Annotated in this window: 22 protein-coding genes; 8 read left to right on the top strand and 14 right to left on the bottom strand. The window is 59.2% G+C overall.

Features of this window, described 5'->3' with window-relative positions:
* Nucleotides 1–26: 26 nt before the first annotated feature.
* Complete coding sequence (locus JL015_RS02275) at nucleotides 27–1,370, top strand: dicarboxylate/amino acid:cation symporter (protein WP_200999989.1); 1,344 nt, start codon at nucleotides 27–29, stop codon at nucleotides 1,368–1,370.
* 70 nt (nucleotides 1,371–1,440) lie between these two features.
* Here JL015_RS02275 and JL015_RS02270 read toward each other — a convergent pair whose 3' ends face one another.
* Nucleotides 1,441–1,935, bottom strand: a complete 495-nt coding sequence (locus JL015_RS02270; protein WP_200999988.1) for a SprT family zinc-dependent metalloprotease — start codon at nucleotides 1,933–1,935, stop codon at nucleotides 1,441–1,443.
* A gap of 122 nt (nucleotides 1,936–2,057) precedes the next feature.
* On the bottom strand, nucleotides 2,058–2,657 hold the full coding sequence (locus JL015_RS02265) for a Yip1 family protein (protein ID WP_200999987.1): 600 nt from the start codon (nucleotides 2,655–2,657) through the stop codon (nucleotides 2,058–2,060).
* Nucleotides 2,658–2,884: 227 nt separating this feature from the next.
* On the opposite strand from JL015_RS02265, the gene ttcA reads away from it, so the two are divergent.
* The gene (ttcA, locus tag JL015_RS02260; RefSeq protein ID WP_025261351.1) at nucleotides 2,885–3,709 is read left to right on the top strand and encodes a tRNA 2-thiocytidine(32) synthetase TtcA; all 825 of its coding nucleotides are present in this window, start codon (nucleotides 2,885–2,887) and stop codon (nucleotides 3,707–3,709) included.
* 4 nt (nucleotides 3,710–3,713) lie between these two features.
* Here the strand turns inward: ttcA and JL015_RS02255 are convergent, their stop codons facing one another.
* From JL015_RS02255 to arsC, 4 genes are all read right to left on the bottom strand, one after another.
* A complete protein-coding gene (locus JL015_RS02255; protein WP_201017262.1) occupies nucleotides 3,714–4,385 on the bottom strand; it encodes a DNA-3-methyladenine glycosylase I in 672 nt (223 codons plus the stop codon).
* 145 nt (nucleotides 4,386–4,530) lie between these two features.
* Nucleotides 4,531–4,947, bottom strand: coding sequence for a DUF2069 domain-containing protein (locus JL015_RS02250; RefSeq protein ID WP_200999985.1), 417 nt, complete (start codon nucleotides 4,945–4,947; stop codon nucleotides 4,531–4,533).
* Nucleotides 4,940–5,545, bottom strand: coding sequence for an NAD(P)H:quinone oxidoreductase (gene wrbA, locus JL015_RS02245; RefSeq protein WP_201017261.1), 606 nt, complete (start codon nucleotides 5,543–5,545; stop codon nucleotides 4,940–4,942). The genes JL015_RS02250 and wrbA overlap by 8 nt, the downstream gene beginning before the upstream one ends.
* A complete protein-coding gene (gene arsC / locus JL015_RS02240; protein WP_200999983.1) occupies nucleotides 5,542–5,895 on the bottom strand; it encodes an arsenate reductase (glutaredoxin) in 354 nt (117 codons plus the stop codon). The genes wrbA and arsC overlap by 4 nt, the downstream gene beginning before the upstream one ends.
* A 119-nt stretch (nucleotides 5,896–6,014) precedes the next feature.
* On the opposite strand from arsC, the gene JL015_RS02235 reads away from it, so the two are divergent.
* On the top strand, nucleotides 6,015–6,482 hold the full coding sequence (locus tag JL015_RS02235; RefSeq protein ID WP_201017260.1) for a TlpA disulfide reductase family protein: 468 nt from the start codon (nucleotides 6,015–6,017) through the stop codon (nucleotides 6,480–6,482).
* Between the two features lie 55 nt (nucleotides 6,483–6,537).
* On the opposite strand, the gene JL015_RS02230 is transcribed toward JL015_RS02235, so the two are convergent.
* The 4 genes from JL015_RS02230 to JL015_RS02215 all read right to left on the bottom strand — a co-directional run bounded on the left by JL015_RS02230 (nucleotide 6,538) and on the right by JL015_RS02215 (nucleotide 11,329).
* On the bottom strand, nucleotides 6,538–6,942 hold the full coding sequence (locus tag JL015_RS02230) for an META domain-containing protein (RefSeq protein WP_201017259.1): 405 nt from the start codon (nucleotides 6,940–6,942) through the stop codon (nucleotides 6,538–6,540).
* Nucleotides 6,939–7,376, bottom strand: coding sequence for a hypothetical protein (locus JL015_RS02225; protein WP_200999980.1), 438 nt, complete (start codon nucleotides 7,374–7,376; stop codon nucleotides 6,939–6,941). Before JL015_RS02225 ends, JL015_RS02230 begins: the two co-directional genes overlap by 4 nt.
* 27 nt (nucleotides 7,377–7,403) lie before the next feature.
* A complete protein-coding gene (locus JL015_RS02220; RefSeq protein WP_201017517.1) occupies nucleotides 7,404–8,399 on the bottom strand; it encodes a 2-hydroxyacid dehydrogenase in 996 nt (331 codons plus the stop codon).
* A 176-nt stretch (nucleotides 8,400–8,575) separates the two neighbouring features.
* Nucleotides 8,576–11,329, bottom strand: coding sequence for a response regulator (locus JL015_RS02215; RefSeq protein WP_201017258.1), 2,754 nt, complete (start codon nucleotides 11,327–11,329; stop codon nucleotides 8,576–8,578).
* Nucleotides 11,330–11,573: 244 nt separating this feature from the next.
* On the opposite strand from JL015_RS02215, the gene cysM reads away from it, so the two are divergent.
* The 5 genes from cysM (at nucleotide 11,574) to JL015_RS02190 (ending at nucleotide 17,707) form a co-directional block, all read left to right on the top strand.
* Nucleotides 11,574–12,476 (top strand): cysteine synthase CysM, encoded by a 903-nt coding sequence (cysM, locus tag JL015_RS02210; RefSeq protein WP_200999978.1) that lies wholly within the window; start codon nucleotides 11,574–11,576, stop codon nucleotides 12,474–12,476.
* Nucleotides 12,476–13,831: a 23S rRNA (uracil(1939)-C(5))-methyltransferase RlmD gene (gene rlmD, locus JL015_RS02205; RefSeq protein WP_201017257.1), complete on the top strand. Its 1,356-nt coding sequence runs from the start codon at nucleotides 12,476–12,478 to the stop codon at nucleotides 13,829–13,831. Before cysM ends, rlmD begins: the two co-directional genes overlap by 1 nt.
* 158 nt (nucleotides 13,832–13,989) lie before the next feature.
* Nucleotides 13,990–16,230, top strand: a complete 2,241-nt coding sequence (relA, locus tag JL015_RS02200; RefSeq protein ID WP_201017256.1) for a GTP diphosphokinase — start codon at nucleotides 13,990–13,992, stop codon at nucleotides 16,228–16,230.
* Nucleotides 16,231–16,303: 73 nt separating this feature from the next.
* A complete protein-coding gene (mazG, locus tag JL015_RS02195) occupies nucleotides 16,304–17,137 on the top strand; it encodes a nucleoside triphosphate pyrophosphohydrolase (protein WP_201017255.1) in 834 nt (277 codons plus the stop codon).
* A gap of 30 nt (nucleotides 17,138–17,167) precedes the next feature.
* Nucleotides 17,168–17,707, top strand: a complete 540-nt coding sequence (locus JL015_RS02190; protein ID WP_201017254.1) for a DUF2058 domain-containing protein — start codon at nucleotides 17,168–17,170, stop codon at nucleotides 17,705–17,707.
* A 44-nt stretch (nucleotides 17,708–17,751) separates the two neighbouring features.
* Here the strand turns inward: JL015_RS02190 and JL015_RS02185 are convergent, their stop codons facing one another.
* The 4 genes from JL015_RS02185 to purM all read right to left on the bottom strand — a co-directional run bounded on the left by JL015_RS02185 (nucleotide 17,752) and on the right by purM (nucleotide 20,604).
* On the bottom strand, nucleotides 17,752–17,931 hold the full coding sequence (locus JL015_RS02185) for a hypothetical protein (protein WP_200999973.1): 180 nt from the start codon (nucleotides 17,929–17,931) through the stop codon (nucleotides 17,752–17,754).
* Between the two features lie 242 nt (nucleotides 17,932–18,173).
* Nucleotides 18,174–18,887, bottom strand: coding sequence for a DUF3108 domain-containing protein (locus JL015_RS02180; protein WP_201017253.1), 714 nt, complete (start codon nucleotides 18,885–18,887; stop codon nucleotides 18,174–18,176).
* 8 nt (nucleotides 18,888–18,895) lie between these two features.
* Entirely contained in the window at nucleotides 18,896–19,546 is a 651-nt protein-coding gene (gene purN / locus JL015_RS02175) for a phosphoribosylglycinamide formyltransferase (protein ID WP_200999971.1), read from the bottom strand.
* On the bottom strand, nucleotides 19,546–20,604 hold the full coding sequence (gene purM, locus JL015_RS02170) for a phosphoribosylformylglycinamidine cyclo-ligase (RefSeq protein ID WP_117185134.1): 1,059 nt from the start codon (nucleotides 20,602–20,604) through the stop codon (nucleotides 19,546–19,548). Before purM ends, purN begins: the two co-directional genes overlap by 1 nt.
* Nucleotides 20,605–20,616: the final 12 nt, after the last annotated feature.

Genomic DNA, 20,616 nt, shown 5'->3' with positions numbered 1-20,616 from the left:
CGACGACGCCCTTGAGGATAACAACAATGACGACTCGTCAGCCCTTCTACAAAACACTGTACTTTCAGGTAATCGTAGCGATTGTCATCGGTATCCTGATCGGCCACTTCTATCCAGATACCGGCAAGGCCTTGAAGCCGCTGGGTGACGGGTTCATCAAACTGATCAAGATGGTCATCGCCCCCATCATCTTCTGTACGGTCGTCAGTGGTATCGCCGGCATGCAGAACATGAAATCGGTCGGCAAGACCGGTGGCTATGCACTGCTGTACTTCGAGATCGTTTCGACTCTGGCCCTGATCATCGGTCTGGTAGTAGTCAACGTCGTCAAGCCGGGTGTCGGCATGAACATCGACGTCAGCACTCTGGATGCCTCCAAGATTGCTGCCTATGTCACCGCCGGTAAAGACCAGAGCATCGTCGGCTTTATCCTCAACGTGATTCCGAACACCATCGTCGGCGCGTTTGCCAACGGCGATATCCTGCAAGTACTGATGTTCTCGGTGATCTTCGGCTTCGCCCTGCATCGCCTGGGTGCCTATGGCCGTCCGGTCCTGGACTTCATCGATCGCTTCGCTCACGTGATGTTCAACATCATCAACATGATCATGAAGCTGGCGCCTGTCGGTGCGTTCGGTGCCATGGCCTTCACCATCGGCGCCTACGGTGTGGGTACCCTGGTGCAGCTCGGTCAGTTGATGATCTGCTTCTACATCACCTGCTTCCTGTTCGTGATGCTGGTTCTGGGCGCCATCTGCCGTGCTCACGGTTTCACCATCTCCAAGGTGATCCGCTACATCCGTGAAGAGCTGCTGATCGTACTGGGTACTTCCTCTTCGGAATCCGCCCTGCCACGCATGCTGATCAAGATGGAGCGCCTGGGTGCTCAGAAGTCGGTGGTTGGTCTGGTTATCCCGACCGGTTACTCCTTCAACCTGGACGGCACCTCGATCTACCTGACCATGGCTGCCGTGTTCATCGCTCAGGCGACCAACACCGAGATGGACATCTCTCACCAGATCACCCTGTTGCTGGTGCTGCTGCTGTCCTCCAAAGGTGCTGCTGGCGTGACCGGTAGCGGCTTCATCGTTCTGGCTGCAACCCTGTCGGCCGTAGGCCACCTGCCGGTTGCCGGTCTGGCGCTGATCCTGGGTATCGACCGCTTCATGTCCGAAGCCCGCGCCCTGACCAACCTGGTAGGTAACGCTGTTGCAACTCTGGTTGTTGCCAAGTGGGTTGGCGAGCTGGACAACGACAAGCTGCAGGCCGAACTGGCTTCCGGTGGTACTTCCATCGTCGAAACCCGTCATGAAGATGACCTGGGTGTCGCTGAAGGCCCGGCTCCTGTCGACACTGGCAAGACCGTCTGACACGCGCTGAATGATAAAAAACCCATCTTCGGATGGGTTTTTTTATACCTGCGATTCCTGCGGGGCGGGATTACTCCACGCGGGTCTCACCGCTGAAAACCAGTGTCTGGCGGCAGCGTCGGCACAGGTAGCGCCGGCCTTTGGAAACCATGTTGTGGCGTTGCGCCGAGAAGGGGAAGTCGCTCCCGGCGCAGGGGCAGCGATAGATGTAACGGGTCACGCTGCGCCGTTCGATGGCGTAGGTGTGGCAGCGGTTGGGCGGCAGCTCGTACACGCCGCGCATGATCAGTTGCCACTCTTCGCCATGGGGCTGGATACGGTCCCCGAAAAGCTGATGGGCAATCATGTGGGCGACTTCATGGGGCACGGTCTGGCGCAGGAAGTCTTCGGTGTTTTCCCGATACAGCTGCGGGTTGAAGCGCAGCATATTCTCGTGCAGGTGCGCGACGCCGGCTTTCTGGCCGCGCAGCTTGAGGCTGACGACAGGGCGCTTGAAAGTGCGTTTGAAAAAGGCTTCGGCTTGTTGGTAACAGGTTTCGACGCGGGAGTTGATTTGCTCAGGCATGCTGTGTGGCTCTCCAGATGCCTCAAGTATGCCGTAAAGCAGTGTGGGGCTGAAAACCCCAACCGCCAGATGGTTGGTCGCTGCGGCGGGCCGCATGGGTGCGCTGCCCGCCTGACGATGGTTCAACTGGTATATTCCGGGCCGACCCCGACTCCCCACAGCACGACGGTAAATGCCATGATCGCGACCAGCACCACCAGGCCCACGGCGAGGATGGAGCTGGAAAACATGAAGCCTTCCTCGGAGGGAATATTCATGAAGGTCGGCAGGCCGACATAGAGCAGATAGACCGTGTAGCAAATGGCTGCTGTCCCCACCAGCATGCCCAGCCACATATGCGGATAGAGCGCCGCCAGCCCGCCGATGAACAGCGGCGTGGCCGTATAGGTGGCGAAAGCGATGCACCTTGCCAGAGTGGGCGTGGCGTCATAGGTGCGTGCCATCCAGTGAATGAAGCCGCCCATCACCGCAACGCCCAGCAACATGGAGATATATGACATGAGCGTCATCCATATCGCGCTGCCATGGGTGAGCATGACTGGCGGTCGATCTCCGATCACCCAGCCGATCTGTGTCGTGCCTATATAGGCGGAAACCGCCGGGATCGCAGCCAGGATCAGGGTGTGAGTGAGGTACATGTGGCCAATGCTTTCTTCTTCGCCACGTATCTGTCTCCATTCCCGATCGGGATGCGTGAACAATCCCCATACGTGATGGATCATAGGGTTACTCCTTCATCTCGTGGATTGAAGGCCACAAGCCTGAAATGCGACCTCACCACGCAGTATAGAAAGCATGGCAAGGGGAAGAGCGGCGGGCTTAGAGTGTTTGGCCATTTGCAGGGGGCTGTTAATAGCCTGCTTCGATAAGCCAGTTGTTTAACGATTCGCAGGTTGTGCGTAAAATGGCTGCCCTTTCCCCGAAGTCACCAGCGGATACCACCAGCATCATGGGCACCCTTTCAGTCAATCAGAACAAACTGCAGAAACGCCTGCGTCGGCTGGCCGGCGAAGCGGTTACCGACTTCAACATGATTGAAGATGGCGACAAGGTGATGGTCTGTCTCTCCGGTGGCAAGGACAGCTACACCATGCTCGACGTGCTGATGCACCTGCAGAAGGTCGCGCCGATCAAGTTCGAGATCGTAGCCGTGAACATGGACCAGAAGCAGCCGGGCTTTCCAGAGCATGTGCTGCCTGCCTATCTGGCCACTCTGGGCATCGAGTACCACATCGTCGAAAAAGACACCTATTCGGTGGTCAAGGAGCTGGTCCCGGAAGGAAAGACCACCTGCTCGCTGTGCTCGCGCCTGCGCCGCGGCACCTTGTACACCTTCGCCGATGAAATCGGTGCCACCAAAATGGCGCTGGGGCATCACCGCGACGATATCGTCGAAACCTTCTTTCTCAACATGTTCTTCAACGGTTCGCTCAAGGCCATGCCGCCCAAGCTGCGCTCCGACGATGGCCGCAACGTGGTGATTCGCCCGCTTGCCTACTGCCATGAGAAGGACATTCAGGCGTATTCGGACTTCAAGGAGTTCCCGATCATTCCATGCAACCTGTGCGGCTCGCAGGAAAACCTGCAACGTCAGGTAGTCAAGGAAATGCTCATCGAGTGGGAGCGCAAGACACCCGGCCGTACCGAAAGCATCTTCCGCGCCTTGCAGAACGTCCATCCTTCGCAACTGGCCGACCGCAACCTGTTCGACTTCACCAGCCTGCGCATGGACGAAACCGCAGCCTCGCGGTTCGTCAATGTGGTGAATATCTGACCTGTCAGTGATTCACGGTAAACGCCAACATCGCTGAAAGCTGGCACATCGGTCGCCCGCTTTCAGCGTGCCACTGATTGAAGGCGTCCTGCACGATGGCCTGATCACGCTTGCTGGTCGGTACTTTATCGACGATGTTCTGCGCGTTCAGGGCGGCCACTACATCCTGGCTCGGGATAAAGGTGTCCTTGCCCACCATGCGCAGGAAACGTGGCGCTGAAAGCCCGCCCATCTGGTTGCCGTGTCTGGCCAGGTATTGCCAGAGGCCGGTGATGTCATCGACCGGCCACTGGGCGATGAATTTGGCGAAGCTGCCGTGTTCCTGGGCGATATCCAGAATCAGTTGCGCATTGCGCGGCACGCTCTTGAGCTTGCCCAGGTGGCGAATGATGCGGGTGTCCTGCATCAGTCGCTCCAGATGATCGGCGCCCATCAGCACGACCTTTTCCGGGTCGAAGCGAAAGAAAACCTCCTCGAAAGCCGGCCACTTTGCATCTACCAGGCTGTGTTTCAAGCCAGCACGAAATACCCGCAGGGCCATGGTCGACAGATAGCGATCATCGCCGAAAGCCATCAGTTGCTTCGGCGTATGCGGCACCGGCAGCAGCGCCTCAAGTGCCTTGGCGGAGCCGAAACGGTTCAGGCAGTATTCGTTCAGCCATTTGTAATCGAGCATCGGTTCTCCATAAGCAGGTGGGATCAGTCACAAACAAAACTTGTGGGAGGCAGCTTGCTGGCGAAAAGGCCTGAAAATCGGCAGATATTCTGCGTCTGTACGTGAAGTCGCCAGCAAGCTGCCTCCCACAAAGTGATTTATGACCTTAACGGATAGGCATTGTTTGGTCGGTGCGATCAAGTTGTGATTTCCACCTGACATACAGCAACGCACTGATGAATACCGCCACACTGGCCAGCATTTCCAGCACGCCGAACAGCCAGCGGTTCGGGTCGAAGGCCGCCAGGGCACCTTTGATGAAATACAGGTTGATGACAAAACAGGTCCAGGAGTGCCCTCGGGTTTTACCCAGTAGCATGCCGGGTGCCAGCAACAGCAAAGGCAACAGCTCGACGGCCAGGATCACATGGGGACGGGCGCCATGCAGGTCGGCGATAAACAGGTAATACACCGACAGCAGGGCGATCATGCCCAGAAAGCAGATCAGGCTCGCGGCCCGGCTGATGCGTACCCGTGGCTCCAGCCATTCCCTGGGTGGCAGCACTTTGGGCTTTTTAGCCACGGGGCGTCTCCAGTTGCAACGCGGTTTTTGCCAGACGCTGGCCAAGGGCGCGGCACAGTTCGGTTTCATGACGATCCAGCGGCCGCTTGCCGTCAGGCCCCGCATGATGGCTGGCGCCGTAAGGTGTGCCGCCACCGGCGGTTTCCAGCAGAGCGGCTTCGCTGTAAGGCAGGCCCATGACCAGCATGCCGTGATGCAGCAAGGGCAGCAGCATCGACATCAGGGTGGTTTCCTGGCCGCCATGCAGGCTGGCGGTGGAGGTGAACACGCTGGCCGGTTTGCCCACCAGGGCGCCGGTCAGCCAGAGGTTGCTGGTGCCGTCCAGAAAGTATTTGAGCGGCGCGGCCATGTTGCCGAAGCGGGTCGGGCTGCCCAGCGCCAGGCCGGAGCAGTTTTTCAGGTCGTCCAGCGTGGCATACAGCGCGCCGTTTTCCGGAATATCCGATGCTGTGGCTTCGCAGTCGGCGGAGACGGCGGGCACGGTGCGCAGGCGTGCTTCCATGCCGCCCATTTCAATGCCGCGAGCGATCTGGCGGGCCATCTCGCTGGTCGAACCGTTGCGGCTATAGAACAGAACCAGAATATAAGGCGTGCTCACGGCAATAGCTCCAGTATGTTTTCTGGAGGACGGCCGATGACGGCCTTGTCGCCAGCGACCAGGATTGGCCGTTCGATCAGTTTCGGATGGGAGGCCATGGCCGCGATCAGTTGCTCGTCGCTCAGGCTTGGGTCAGCCAGGTTCAGGGCCTTGTAGTCATCTTCGCCGCTGCGCAGCAATTGCCGTGCGCCAATGCCCAGCTTGCCCAGCAGCTCGCGCAATTGTGCGGCATCCGGTGGGGTTTCAAGATACAGAACGATGTCCGGAGTCAGGCCACGGGCCTGCAGCAGTTCCAGCGCACCGCGGGATTTCGAGCAGCGCGGGTTGTGATAAAGCTTCAGATCAGTCATTTGCAGGTCGCATCTTGCGTAGAGTGGCGCGTATTCTACCTGTGCGATGGCGCAGGTCGACATGATCAGGCGCATCTCGGTGAACCGTTTTATAGAGAAAGTCGAGGAAGGAAGCACAGATGGCGAGGCGATTGGCAGCGGTAGCGATGTTTGTCGGCAGTTTACTGTTGGGTGGCTGTGGCGCTGATCTGGGCACAGACCAGAACGGCCAGAAGGTTGCCAGCGAGCGTATCGACAACCATTGGCTGGTGATTAACTACTGGGCCGAATGGTGTGGTCCGTGCCGTACCGAGATTCCAGAGTTCAATCACTTGTCCGAAGAGCTCAAGGACAGGAAGGTCAGTGTGCTGGGCGTCAATTTCGACAACCTGCAGGGGGACGACCTGAAAAATGCCTCCAATGCCCTGGGGATCAAATTCACCGTGCTGGCCCAGGACCCGGCCGAGCGCTACAACCTGCCGCCTTCCGAAGCGCTGCCCGTGACTTACATCATCGACGACAAAGGCAAGATGCGTGCGCAGTTGCTGGGTGAGCAGACAGCCCAGGGCGTGACTGACAAGTTGAAGGCGTTACGCGGCGAGGGCTGACGTGTGGGAGCGAATTCATTCGCGAATGAATTCGCTCCCACAGGGTGTGGCTTGATCAGTCTTCAGGCCAGAACCGCAATGGCTTGCCTTCCGCAGGCCACAGGCGCAACTGCTCGATGGGGGAAATATCCCAGCGCTGCACTTTGCTCAGCTCTTTCAGGAAGCGCTGCTCCTGCTCCATCACAGGCGGTACGCACATTTTGCGGGTATTGCCGATGGGGCCGAAACTGATGGTCTGGCCTTGCAGGGTGTAGGGTGCGAACCAGTGGTTGCAGCCTGCATTGCCGTAGGCCCGGCCATCGGCACCCAGGGTCATGGTCAGCCGGCTGGAGTCGATCAGCGGACGTTCGCCGATCCACTCCAGTACATAGCTCTGATCCTGTTCGATGGGTTTGGGCTCAGTCGCACAGCCAGCCAGCAGGGCGCTACCGATCAGGCTCAGTACAGCCAGGTGTTTCATGCCGCTTTCTCCTGACACTTTCTGCATGTGTGTTTTTCACCTTCGGTCTTCCAGCCCAGCTCGGCGATGCGTGCAACGGCGGCGGGTTTCTGGGCCTTGGTGCCCAGCTTGCTCTCGACCATGAACTCGAAGTCCAGTTCGGCAGAGCAACTGTCGCAATTGACTTTCCATTGATGGATCGACAGTTCATCGAATGCCGGGCCATTGGCTACCGCGACCCATTGGCCGGGCGGGTTGATCAGGTGCCGGACTTTCTCAACGGCCAGGCGCATATAAAGGCTCTTGCTGCCCTTGATGGTCACCAGCAGTTGATCATTGTTGTGAATCGAGCCGCCGTTACCGGTGACTTGATAGCGGCCAGGCCCCAGCGTACGGCACTCGATGAGTGTGTGCTGCGGGTTGAGCATGCTGTAGCGGAAATCGTGTTCGACCATGGGTCCTCCAAATTGCCGCGCATCTTATCACGGCTGCGCCTGGACCCGGTTTTGCGCAGTACCTGCATTCCACGCTGCAATGTTGTCCAGAGTTGTCCGGGCAATCGCGCCCAGTGCTTCCTGAGTCAGGAAGGCCTGATGGGCGGTGATGATGACATTGGGGAAGGTCAGCAGCCGCGCCAGCACATCGTCCTGCAAGGGCAGGTCCGAACGGTCGGCGAAGAACAGTTGCGCTTCCTCTTCATACACATCCAGCCCCAGATAACCCAGTTGCCCGGTCTTGAGCGCGTCGATCAGTGCGGGTGTTTCCACCAGCGCGCCCCGGCCGGTATTGATGAGCATGGCGCCGCGTTGCAGGGTCGCCAGGGATTGCTGGTTGATCATGTGGCGTGTCTGCTCGGTAAGCGGGCAATGCAGGCTGATGATCTGCGCCTGTTCAAGCAGGGCGGGCAGGCTCAGGTATTCGGCGCCCAGGGCCTGGACTTCCGGATTCGGGCAGGGATCGTAAGCCAGCAGCTTGCAACCGAAGCCTGACATGATCTTCGCGAAAGTTGCGCCGATCTGACCGGTGCCGACCACGCCGACCGTCTTGCCCACCAGGTCGAAACCGGTCAGGCCGTGCAGGCTGAAATCACCTTCGCGGGTGCGGTTGTAGGCACGATTCAGGTGGCGATTGAGGGCCAGGATCAAGGCCACCGCATGTTCGGCCACGGCATGGGGCGAATAGGCCGGAACCCGTACCACGCTGATGCCAAGGCGTTCTGCGGCAGACAGGTCCACATGGTTGTAGCCCGCAGAACGCAGGGCGACCAGCTTTGTACCGCCGGCTGCCAGACGCTCCAGCACCGGGGCGCTGAGGTCATCATTGATGAAGGCGCATACCACCGGGTAGTTGTTGGCCAGTGTGGCGGTTTCGAGGGTCAGGCGAGCCGGCTGGAAATGCACTTCAAGGCCTTCGGGCGCTTGAGCTGCCAGGAAGCTTTCCCGGTCGTAGGTCTGGCTGCTGAAAATCAGGGTGCGCAGGGTCATGGGTCTTCCTTGTAGAAACGAGTTTATTCGCTCTGTCTGCGTTAAATGTTGCCAGGTCAGTTCGTTGACTGTGGGAGGCAGCTTGCTGGCGACGGGGGCGTTGAAGCCGATAAAAATGTTTTGGCTTCACTGGCCCTGTCGCCAGCAAGCTGCCCCCACATCACTGAATTTCAGGCCGTGACACGTGCCTCGACGGCCAGTCGGGTAATGGCTTTATCCAGATCGTCCAGCGCATCGCCAGCCTGTGGTGCATCTTGCTTGAGCAGGGTTTCAGCGCGCTGACAGGCGGCGCGCAGTTGTGGCACGCCACAGTAGCGAGTGGCACCGTGCAGGCGATGGACGCGCTCGATGAGGCCTTGAATGTCTTCGGCGGCTCTGGCCAGCCGAATGGCTTCGCGGTCGGCATCCAGGGACGCGAGCAGCATGGCCAGCATGTCGGTGGCCAGATCGGGTTTGCCGGCTGCCAGACGCAGCCCTTCTTCATGATCGAGCACCAGCGGGCCGGTATGGCTCTGCTGAGTGTCGGACGGGCGTTCCGGCAGCGGAGTGCGCAAGGCCAGCCCGGTCCACTTGAGCACCACTTGGGCCAGTTGCCTTTCGCTGATCGGCTTGGTCAGGTAATCATCCATGCCGCTTTGCAACAGGGAGCGTTTTTCATTGGCCATGGCATGGGCGGTCAGGGCGACGATCGGCAGGGAAGTACACTGGCGCTCCAGTTCCCAGAGACGAATCGCCTCGGTGGCCTGACGCCCGTCCATGCCGGGCATCTGTACATCCATCAGCACCAGATCGAAGGTTTCAGTCTGGACGCAATGCAGCGCGGCATAGCCACTGTCGACCGCAACCACCAGAGCGCCCATGTCTTCAAGCAGGGTCTGTACCAGCAGCAGGTTGGCGGGGTTGTCGTCCACGCACAGGACTTTCGGCGGACGGCTGGCCAGCGGCTGGATAACGTCGGTGCGCACTACTTTCGGGGCAATCAGCTCCGACAAGGCTTTTTGCAGCTTGCGGGTACAGGCTGGCTTGGCCTGCAACTGGTTATAGACATCGGGCACCGACAACTGGAACAGCGCCTGTTCGGTGGTCGGGCACAACACCAGCACCTTGCAGCCAAGGTTTTCCAGGTCCCATATGTGCTGGCGCAAGCGCTCCGGCGGGATTTCATGGGCCGTCACGCCCAGCACGGCCAGATCGATTGCCGTCGGTGTCTGGTGGGCGGCGGTAACGCCGTTGAGCAGGTTTTCCAGATTGTTGAAGATCAGCGTTTCAAGCCCACAGTCTTCCAGTTGATGCTCCAGAGCCTGACGAGCAAGGTCGTGGTGCTCAAGCACCGCGGCCCGAACGCCTTCCAGCGGCTTGTGCAGCAGATCATCCACTTCGTCACGGGCTTTGGGCAGCGTCAGGGTGATCCAGAATTCCGAACCGATGCCCGGCGTGCTGTCCACGCCAATCTCGCCACCCATCTGTTCGATCAGGCGTTTGGAAATGACCAGCCCAAGGCCGGTGCCGCCCGGTTGCCGGGACAGCGAGTTGTCCGCCTGACTGAATGCCTGGAACAGAGCGCGTACATCCTGGCTGGACAAGCCGATGCCGGTGTCCTGAACGCTGATGCGCAACTGCGCGTGTTCTTCGGTTTCATCCTCGACCATGGCCCGGGCGACGATGGTGCCTTCGCGGGTGAACTTGATCGCGTTGCTGACCAGGTTGGTCAGGATCTGCTTGAGGCGCAGCGGGTCGCCGGACAGTGACAGTGGTGTGTCGCGGTAAACCAGGCTGACCAGTTCAAGCTGCTTGGCATGGGCCGCAGGCGCCAGGATGGTCATGGTGTCCTGCAACAGGTCCCGCAGGTTGAAAGGCACGTTTTCCAGAACCAGCTTGCCGGCCTCGATTTTGGAAAAGTCGAGAATCTCGTTGATGATGCTCAGCAGGCTGTCGGCCGACTTCTCGATGGTGTTCATGTAATCGCGCTGGCGCGGGGTCAGCTCGCTTTTTTGCAGCAGATGGGTGAAGCCCAGAATGCCGTTGAGCGGGGTGCGGATTTCATGGCTCATGTTGGCCAGGAATTCGGATTTGATCCGGCTGGCCTCCAGCGCTTCCTTGCGCGCCAGATCCAGCTCTATGTTCTGGATCTCGATGGTTTCAAGGTTCTGCCTGACGTCTTCGGTGGCCTGATCGATGCTGTGCTGCAATTCTTCCTGAGCATTCTGCAGCGTCGAGGCCATGCGGTTGATGCCGGACGCGAGTACATCCAGCTCAGCGCTGCCCAGGGGCGGCACGCGGGTTTCGAGGTTGCCATCCTTGAGTTGCGACACCGCCTGCTTGATCTGGCTCAGGGGTTCATTGATGGTGCGGCCCATGCGTACTGCAACAATGGCGGTGAGTGCCAGGCCGAAGGCGATCAGCAGCGTACTCACGAAGAGGCTGCGATAGCCACGCAGCAACGTGCCGTTGTGGGAAATTTCCAGTTCCACCCAACCCAGCAGCCGGTCGGCTTCGGCCGGGATGATTTCGCTGGTCAGGTGGCGTTGATTGCCAAAGACCGGCAGCAAATAGCGGGTTGCATCGTTGGCCGAGTTGTTGAGCAACTGGGTGCTGTTACCGATGGGGGCCGGGGCAATCATGCTCGGGCCGGCGTGTGCCAGAGTATTGCGCTCAGGGTCGAGAAAGGACACCGAGCGCACGTCTGCCTGTTCCAGCGTCTGGGAAGCGATGCGGCTCAGGAGTGTCTTGTCCTTGCGGCCCAGTGCGGGCGCGGACAGCGGGGCCAGCTCCTGGGCAATCATTTCACCGCGTTGCAGCAGTTGACCCTGCAACTCGTGAAGCTGCATCACGGTGAAGTAGCTGCCCATCATCAGCGCGATCAAACTGGCCGGCAAAATAGTCAGCAGTAATACGCGGCCTTTTATACCCAGTTTGGTCAGCACAGCTTTCTCCAGATATTCAGAATCAGTCCGTCGATATCGGTTCAGCGCAGTCTAGCTGCTGACCCTGTAACGCATATTACATGCCGATACGTTCTTGGGGTTGCGGGAAGTCAAGGCTTGAGAGACAGAAGCCAAAAAACACCACTTATTCCTTTTGGTGATAAGAAGCGCACTTTGCGTGATATGGGCTTTGGGCGTTTGCCGTTATGATAGTGCCCCCCGCAGTCTGGATCGCGAATACGCCATGACCTTGCAGTATCAAACCATTGCCGATTGCGTCGGCAACACCCCGCTTGTGCGCCTGCAACGCATCGCGGGTAATACCAGCAATACCCTCCTGTTGAAGCTCGAAGGTAACAACCCGGCTGGCTCGGTAAAAGACCGCCCGGCGCTGTCGATGATTACCCGTGCCGAATTGCGCGGCCAGATCCACGCGGGTGACACCCTGATCGAAGCCACTTCCGGCAATACCGGCATCGCTCTGGCCATGGCCGCGGCGATCAAGGGTTACCGCATGATCCTGATCATGCCCGACAACTCCAGTGCTGAGCGCAAGGCCGCGATGACGGCTTATGGCGCAGAACTCATTCTGGTCAGCAAGGAAGAGGGCATGGAAGGCGCCCGCGATCTGGCTGAACGCATGCAGGCCGAAGGCCGTGGCAAGGTGCTCGATCAATTCGCCAACGGTGACAACCCTGAGGCGCATTACACCAGTACCGGCCCGGAAATCTGGCAGCAGACCGGTGGAACCATTACCCATTTCGTCAGTTCCATGGGCACCACGGGGACCATCATGGGTACCTCGCGCTACCTCAAGGAGCAGAACCCCGACGTGCAGATCGTCGGCCTGCAACCCATGGAAGGCGCTGCGATCCCCGGCATCCGCCGCTGGCCTCACGAATATCTGCCGCGCATCTATCAGGCTGATCGTGTCGATCGCATCATCGACATGGCCCAGCTTGAAGCCGAAGACACCATGCGCCGACTGGCCCGCGAGGAAGGCATCTTCTGTGGCGTTTCGTCCGGTGGTGCTGTGGCTGGCATGTTGCGCCTGTCTCTTGAAGTCGAAAATGCGGTCATGGTCGCAATCATCTGTGACCGTGGCGACCGTTACCTGTCGACCGGCGTCTACGACGCGCCCAACTGATGGCCAGGCAACCAAGAGGGCTGCGCTTCCAACCCGCTGGAGGCGTCAAGGCTGCGCAGATCCCTGCTGGCAAGAAACAGCGGCTGACCATCGAGCGCCTTTCCAGCGACGGACGCGGTATCGCCTTTCTCGACGGCAAGACCTGGTTTGTCGCGGGTAGCCTGGCGGGAGAGGAGGTCGAGGCGCGGGTGCTCAATGCCCATGGCAAGATTGTCGAAGCGCGCACCGAGCGAGTCTTGCAGGCCAGTGCCATGCGCCGTCCTGCGGCGTGCAAGCATTTTGGCCGTTGTGGTGGTTGCAGCGTGCAGCATGTGCCCCATGACGAGCAGCTTGCCCTGAAACAGCGCATGCTGGCCGAGCAGTTGCAGCGGGTCGCCAGTGTCGAGCCGGACGAATGGGCCGCTCCACTTGCCGGTTCCGAGCTGGCCTACCGTCGTCGTGCGCGTATCGCCGTGCGCTGGGATGCCAAGGCCAGACGGCTGGATGTGGGCTTTCGTGCGGCAGCCAGTCAGGACATCGTCAGCATCGAGCATTGCCCGGTGCTGGTACAGGCCTTGCAACCGATCATGACGCAACTGCCTGCCTTGTTGAAAAGCTTCATCAAACCTCAGTCGCTGGGTCACGTTGAATTGTTCAGCGGCTCTTCCATTGCCGTGTTGCTGCGTCACACCGCGCCTCTGGCCGAGGGTGATCTGGCCATGCTGCAAGGGTTCTGCAAGGAGCATGACGCGCAACTCTGGCTGCATGGCGAAGGCGAGCCGCAACCGGCAGACCCGGAACAGGCATTGGGCTATCATCTTGATCCATGGAATCTGCAGTTGGCCTGGAGGCCGGGGGATTTCATTCAGGTCAACGCGGCGGTGAATACCGCGATGATCGAGCAGGCCTTGCAGTGGCTGGCACCCAAGGCTGACGAGCGAGTGATGGATCTGTTCTGTGGCCTGGGCAACTTTGCCCTGCCGCTGGCCGGGATGGCGCAGGAGGTGGTTGCGGTCGAGGGGGTTGCGACCATGGTCGAGCGTGCCTCTGCCAATGCAATGAGTAATGATCTGCACAATGTCAGTTTTTTTCAGGCGGATCTTTCCCAGCCGCTGACACAAGCAAGCTGGGCCGCTGACGGGTTTTCTGCGGTACTCTTGGACCCACCGCGCGACGGGGCTTTTGAAGTGGTGCGCCAGATCAGGAAATCAGGCGCCAAACGGTTGGTTTATGTTTCATGCAACCCGGCAACTTTGGCTCGCGACACGGTCGAATTGGTCAATCAGGGCTACCGATTAAAACGTGCCGGAATTCTCGATATGTTTCCACAGACGGCCCATGTCGAGGCGATGGCTTTATTTGAAGCGAGTAAGTGAGCAGCGGTTCATTGGATCGAGTCAGCTGCTGACAGGGAATCTCGTTTAATCCGACTGGCCCGCGAATGCCGGTCCTTGCTTGCCCGGCAAGTGGCATTCGCTCAAGAAGGCTGGCGACTGATGGCGCTATTCATCGCGCCGTAGGGAAGGTAAGCAGCATGGTACAGGTGAGAGCGCACCAGCCGATAAACACAGACGGCAGTATCAACCTCGACGCATGGCTTGATCATATTGTCAGCGTCGATCTGGTCCTGGACCGGGAGGCCATGAAAGAGGCCTGCGAATTTGCCCGGCAAGCCGAGCAGAAGGACAACGCTTTAAAGAATCATTGGGCAGACGGTACTTCCAGTTTCCAGACCGGTCTGGAAATTGCGGAAATCCTGGCTGACCTCAAGCTCGATCAGGATTCCCTGATCGCAGCCGTCATCTATCGGGGTGTGCGCGAAGGCGTGATTCCCTTGCAGGATGTCGAACAGCGATTTGGCTCGACGGTCGCCAAGCTGATTGATGGCGTACTGCGCATGGCGGCGATCAGTGCCAGCCTCAGCCCTCGCCAGTCTCTGGTGCTGGGCAGTCAGGCGCAGGTGGAAAACCTGCGCAAGATGCTGGTGGCGATGGTCGATGACGTGCGCGTGGCCCTGATCAAGCTGGCCGAGCGTACCTGTGCGATTCGTGCGGTAAAGAATGCCGACGACGAAAAACGCAACCGCGTGGCCCGTGAAGTCTTCGACATCTATGCGCCTCTGGCCCATCGACTGGGCATCGGTCATATCAAGTGGGAGCTGGAAGACCTGTCTTTCCGCTACCTTGAGCCTGAGCAATACAAGCAGATCGCCAAGCTTTTGCATGAGCGGCGCCTGGATCGTGAGCGCTTCATCAGCGATGTGATGTCGCAACTGGAAAACGAACTGCTGGCCACCGGCGTCAAGGCCGACATCAGCGGGCGTGCCAAACACATCTATTCCATCTGGCGCAAAATGCAGCGCAAGGGCCTGGCTTTCAGCCAGATCTATGACGTGCGTGCCGTTCGGGTGTTGGTCCCGGAAATGCGCGACTGCTACACCGCGCTGGGGATCGTGCATACCTTGTGGCGACACATTCCCAAGGAGTTCGACGATTACATCGCCAACCCCAAGGAAAACGGCTATCGCTCGTTGCACACCGCCGTCATCGGGCCGGAAGGCAAGGTGCTGGAAGTCCAGATCCGCACGCATTCCATGCACGAAGAGGCCGAACTGGGTGTTTGTGCGCACTGGCGCTACAAGGGCACCGACGTCAAATCCGGCTCCAATCACTACGAAGAGAAAATCTCCTGGCTGCGTCAGGTGCTGGAATGGCACGAAGAGCTGGGGGATATCGGCGGTCTGGCGGAGCAGTTACGGGTCGATATCGAGCCGGATCGTGTTTACGTCTTCACCCCGGACGGCCACGCCATCGACCTGCCCAAGGGCTCGACACCGCTGGACTTCGCTTATCGGGTACACACCGAGATCGGCCACAACTGCCGTGGCGCGAAGATCAATGGCCGGATCGTGCCGCTCAACTACAGCCTGCAGACCGGCGAGCAGGTCGAGATCATCACCAGCAAGCACGGGACCCCGAGCCGCGACTGGCTGAACTCGAACCTGGGTTACATCACCACGTCGCGGGCGCGGGCCAAGATTGTCCATTGGTTCAAGTTGCAGGCCCGTGACCAGAACGTTGCGGCGGGTAGAACCCTGCTTGAGCGCGAGCTGGCACGTCTGGCGCTGTCGCTGGTGGATTTCGAGAAGCTGGCGGACAAGGCCAACTACAAGACGGCCGAAGACATGTTCGCCGCCCTCGGTGCAGGCGACTTGCGTCTGGCGCAACTGGTCAACCTTGCCCAGCAGCAGGTCGAGCCTGAGCGTATCAACGATGTGGAGCTGATTCCGCGCAAGGCCACCGGCTACAAGCCGGGCAAGCGCGGCGACATTCAGATCCAGGGCGTCGGCAACCTGATGACGCAAATGGCCGGCTGCTGCCAGCCGCTGCCGGGGGACGCCATTGTCGGCTATATCACCCAGGGCCGCGGCGTGAGCATCCACCGTCAGGATTGTGCGTCGGTGCTGCAACTGAGCAGCCGCGAACCCGAGCGAATCATTCAGGTCAGCTGGGGGCCAGTGCCGGTGCTCACCTATCCGGTGGACATCATCATCCGCGCTTACGACCGCTCCGGGCTGCTGCGTGACGTCACCCAGGTCCTGCTCAACGAGCGGATCAACGTTCTGGCTGTCAACACCCGCTCGAACAAGGAAGACAACACCGCACTCATGTCACTGACCATCGAGATTCCGGGGCTGGATGCATTGGGTCGATTGCTGGGGCGTATTGCCCAGTTGCCGAACATCATCGAGACACGGCGCAACAGGACGCCTTGATAAGCCTTCGCGAATGAATTCGCTCCTACCGTAGGAGCGAATTCATTCGCGAACCAGCCAGACACGGACCCCCATGTATTCAATCACCGATCTGCTCAATCTCATGTCCCGTCTGCGCGACCCGCAATACGGTTGTCCGTGGGATCTGAAGCAGACTTACGCCAGTATCGTGCCTCATACGCTGGAAGAAGCTTATGAAGTGGCCGATGCCATCGAGCAGGGCGATTTCGATCATCTTCCCGGTGAGTTGGGAGACCTGCTGTTTCAGGTGGTCTTCTATGCCCAGTTGGCGAAGGAGGAGGGCCGTTTCGAGTTTGAGGGTGTTGTAGACGGCATCGTCCGCAAGTTGCTGCGGCGTCATCCCCATGTGTTCCCGACCGGCGAGCTGTATGCGCCGCTGGAAACACCGCGCCTGACCGACGAAGAGGTCAATCGGCGCTGGGATGAGATCAAGGCTCAGGAGCGCGCCGAGAAGGCGGGTGCGCCCGAGCAGCTTTCGTTGCTCGACGATGTGCCCACGGCTTTGCCGGCGCTGTCCCGTGCGGTCAAACTGCAAAAGCGTGCTGCTCAGGTCGGTTTCGACTGGCCCGCCGCCTTGCCGGTGGTCGACAAGATTCGTGAAGAGCTCGATGAAGTACTTGAAGCCATGGCCGAGAACGACGCCCAGGGCATGGCCGAGGAAGTCGGCGATTTGCTGTTTGTGGTCGTCAATCTGGCCCGGCATCTTAAAGTTGACCCGGAAACTGCGCTACGCTCGGCCAATGGCAAATTCGACAGGCGCTTCCGATTTATTGAACAGGCATTGCATCATGCCGGGCGTCCCATCGAAGAGTGCTCTCTCGAAGAAATGGACGCTCTGTGGGGCGAAGCCAAACGTCAGGAAAAGAACGCGCCCGGCTGCGGCTGAGCGTGTGGTATCTGCATAAGCGAGTAGACAATGAGCCTTTCCCTTCGCGACCAGTTGCTCAAGGCAGGTCTGGTCAACCAAAAGCAGGCCAAGCAGGTCGGCAAAGAAAAGCAGAAAGAACAGCGTCTGGCGCACAAGGGCCAGATCCAGATTGACGACTCGCAAAAGCGTGCGGCCCAAGAGGCTCAGGCCGAAAAGGCCAGGCGCGACCAGGAGCTCAATCGTCAGCAGCAGGAGAAGGCCGAGGCCAAGGCCCGCACCGCGCAGATCAAGCAATTGATTGAAGTCTCGCGTCTGCCCAAGCTGACCACCGAGGATTACTACAACTTCGTCGATGACAAGAAGGTCAAGCGTATCTCGGTCAACGCCCTGATGCGCAACAAGCTGAGCAGCGGCTCGCTGGCCATCGTGCATCATGGCGGTGGTTACGAAATCATCCCCCGTGAAGCGGCTTTGAAGATTCAGGAGCGCGATCCGCGTCGTATCGTGTTGCTCAATACGCCAACCGAAGCCCCGGATGCCGACGATCCGTACGCGGCTTATCAGGTACCTGACGACCTGATGTGGTAAGGAACAAAACCCGCTTTTAGCGGGTTTTGTTTTTCTCTCGAATTTTAGTGAGTCCGCTGGTTTTCCTGCTCTTCCAGCTCCGCCTTGTAACGATAGGCGTCCGACTCTACGTGAAACATCCCGACCAACTGGTCTTGTTGGTAAACGTCCCAGATCTGAATGCCATCGGCAACGGCTTCATGAGAGAGGTGGGCTTCGTCACGCTCAGTAACTTTTACGGTCATATTGATAGCTCCTGACTCTAGAAACTGCGGCGATGTGTCGCAGGCCTCTTTTATAGAATCGGTTAGCTTGCTAAGTAAACAGGAAATTTTTGCGGTACTGGCCCATTGAACTTTTTGCGGGGCTGGAGGCTTTGAATGGCGGGGCTTTCAGGTTTTGCGAGGGGGAAATGAAGGATTCTTCATGAAGGGTTCACGAATCAATTCGCCCCTGCTGTAGGAGCGAATTCATTCGCGAAAGAGGCTTAGCTACCCTTCACAGCCTTGCCATTCACAGTACCGTCCAACAGCATGATGTTGTATTCCTTGCCGTCGGTTTCGACCTGTTGCAGGCGGACCAGCAGGTAGTCCCAATCCTTGGCGAACCACAGCACGGTGGTGCGCTTGCTTTGAGTCGGGTCACGTACGCGCTCGACCTTGATGGCATCGACCTGGCCTGCCTTGGTGGCGACCGTTTCCGAGCCCAGCACACGGAAGTCATAAGTATCGATTTCGTCACCATCGACGACCTGATAGCTCATGCTCTTCTTGCCGGCTGCCACGTCATGCTGCAGGGCCAGTTGGTAGGTGGACTTGTCGAGAACGCCACGGTTTAGCGGCAGCTTGATCGCGTCGCCACGGTCGCTGCCGGTCACGAACTTGGCGTTCCAGTCGAAGGCCAGATCAACCTTCTTGGATTTGCCCAGGCCGCTACGCTCGAAGTTGTAGGTCTGAGGCAGCATCACGTCCTTGTCGACTTTCAGCGTGCTGACTTCCGTCAGGCTGGCGATCATCATCGAGGCCTTGAAGTTGAGGGTCCAGGTGCCGTTGGGGCCGGCTTCCAGGCTGCGTTCGGCTGTACCGCTCATTGGAAGCTGTTTCCAGTCGGCGGTATAGCTTGCGGAGAAGGGTTGAAGATCTGCTGCATGTGCCGCAGGCAGTGCGAACAGAGCGAAAGCGAAGAGCAAGGCACGACGCATGGTATCTCCTAGTTTTGAATCAAGTGTCCGGTGGGCGGAAGCAGCTTGCCATCCAGTAATGAGCCTTCATCGCCAAGCCTCAATCGGCCTTCGGCGAACCAGCGTATGGCCAGCGGGTAAATCCGGTGTTCCTGAACATGGACTCGCTGCGCAAGTGTGGCTGGCGAATCCTGCAACTCTACCGAAATCACAGCCTGTACGACCAGTGGTCCGCCATCGAGTTCCTCGGTGACGAAATGCACGCTGCAGCCGTGTTCGGTGTCCCCGGCTTCCAGAGCCCGCTGATGGGTATGCAGGCCTTTGTAGCGAGGGAGCAGGGAAGGGTGGATATTGAGCAGGCGACCCTGGTAGTGACGAACGAAGTCCGCCGTCAGGATGCGCATGAATCCGGCCAGTACCACGAGCTGTGGCTTGAAGGTGTCGATCAGTTTCATCAGGGCGGTATCGAAGGCTTCGCGGCCTTCGTATGCCTTGTGATCCAGAACGCAGGCTTCGATACCTGCGTCTCTGGCGCGTTGCAGACCGAACGCATCGTCACGGTTGGAAATGACGGCCCGGATACGGACGGGGCTGGCCCCGTCCTTGAAACTGTCGATCATGGCTTGCAGGTTGCCACCGGTGCCGGAAAGCAGCACCACGACATCGCAGGTGGCAGACATCAATGCGCCTTGAGGTTCTTCAGCTCGACTTGTGCTGCGCCTTCGGCGGCGGTGGCGATCTGGCCGATGACCCAAGGCTGCTCGCCCGCTTCGCGCAATACGTTCAGGGCGGTTTCAACGTGCTCCTGAGCAACGCAGATAACCATGCCGACGCCGCAGTTCAGGACGCGGTGCATTTCGTTTTCTTCGACGTTGCCTTGCTGCTGCAACCAGTCGAATACCGCAGGGCGTTGCCAGCTGGCAACGTCGACCACGGCTTGTGCGCCTTCCGGCAGTACACGCGGGATGTTGTCCAGCAGGCCGCCACCGGTGATGTGGGCCATGGCCTTGACCGCGCCGGTTTCCTTGATCAGCTTGAGCAGCGGCTTGACGTAGATGCGGGTTGGCGCCATCAGCAGGTCGGTCAGAGGCTTGCCGTCCAGCTGGATGTTTTCGATATCGGCACCTGCCACTTCGATGATCTTGCGGATCAGCGAGTAACCGTTGGAGTGCGGGCCGGACGATGGCAGAGCGAGCAGGGCGTCACCGGCAACGACTTTCGAGCCGTCGATGATGTCGGCCTTTTCCACGACGCCGACGCAGAAGCCGGCCAGGTCGTAGTCTTCGCCTTCGTACATGCCGGGCATTTCGGCAGTTTCGCCGCCAACCAGCGAGCAGCCGGCCAGTTCACAGCCCGCGCCGATACCGGTCACGACCTGAGCCGCCGTGTCGACGTTGAGCTTGCCGGTGGCGTAGTAGTCGAGGAAGAACAGAGGCTCTGCACCGCAGACCACCAGATCGTTGACGCACATGGCGACCAGATCGATGCCGATGCTGTCGTGCTTGTTCAGGTTCAGGGCCAGACGCAGCTTGGTGCCTACGCCGTCGGTGCCGGAAACCAGAACCGGTTGTTTGTAGCCGGCCGGGATTTCGCAGAGGGCGCCGAAACCTCCCAGGCCGCCCATGACTTCCGGACGCTTGGTGCGCTTGGCGACGCTCTTGATGCGTTCGACCAATGCTTCACCGGCGTCGATGTCTACACCGGCGTCTTTGTAGCTCAGGGAGGGTTGCTTGCTCATAAAAATCCAGGC

This window comes from Pseudomonas cichorii (assembly GCF_015471405.1).
Lineage (GTDB): Bacteria > Pseudomonadota > Gammaproteobacteria > Pseudomonadales > Pseudomonadaceae > Aquipseudomonas > Aquipseudomonas serbiensis.
This window is presented reverse-complemented; position numbering and strand designations above follow the sequence as displayed.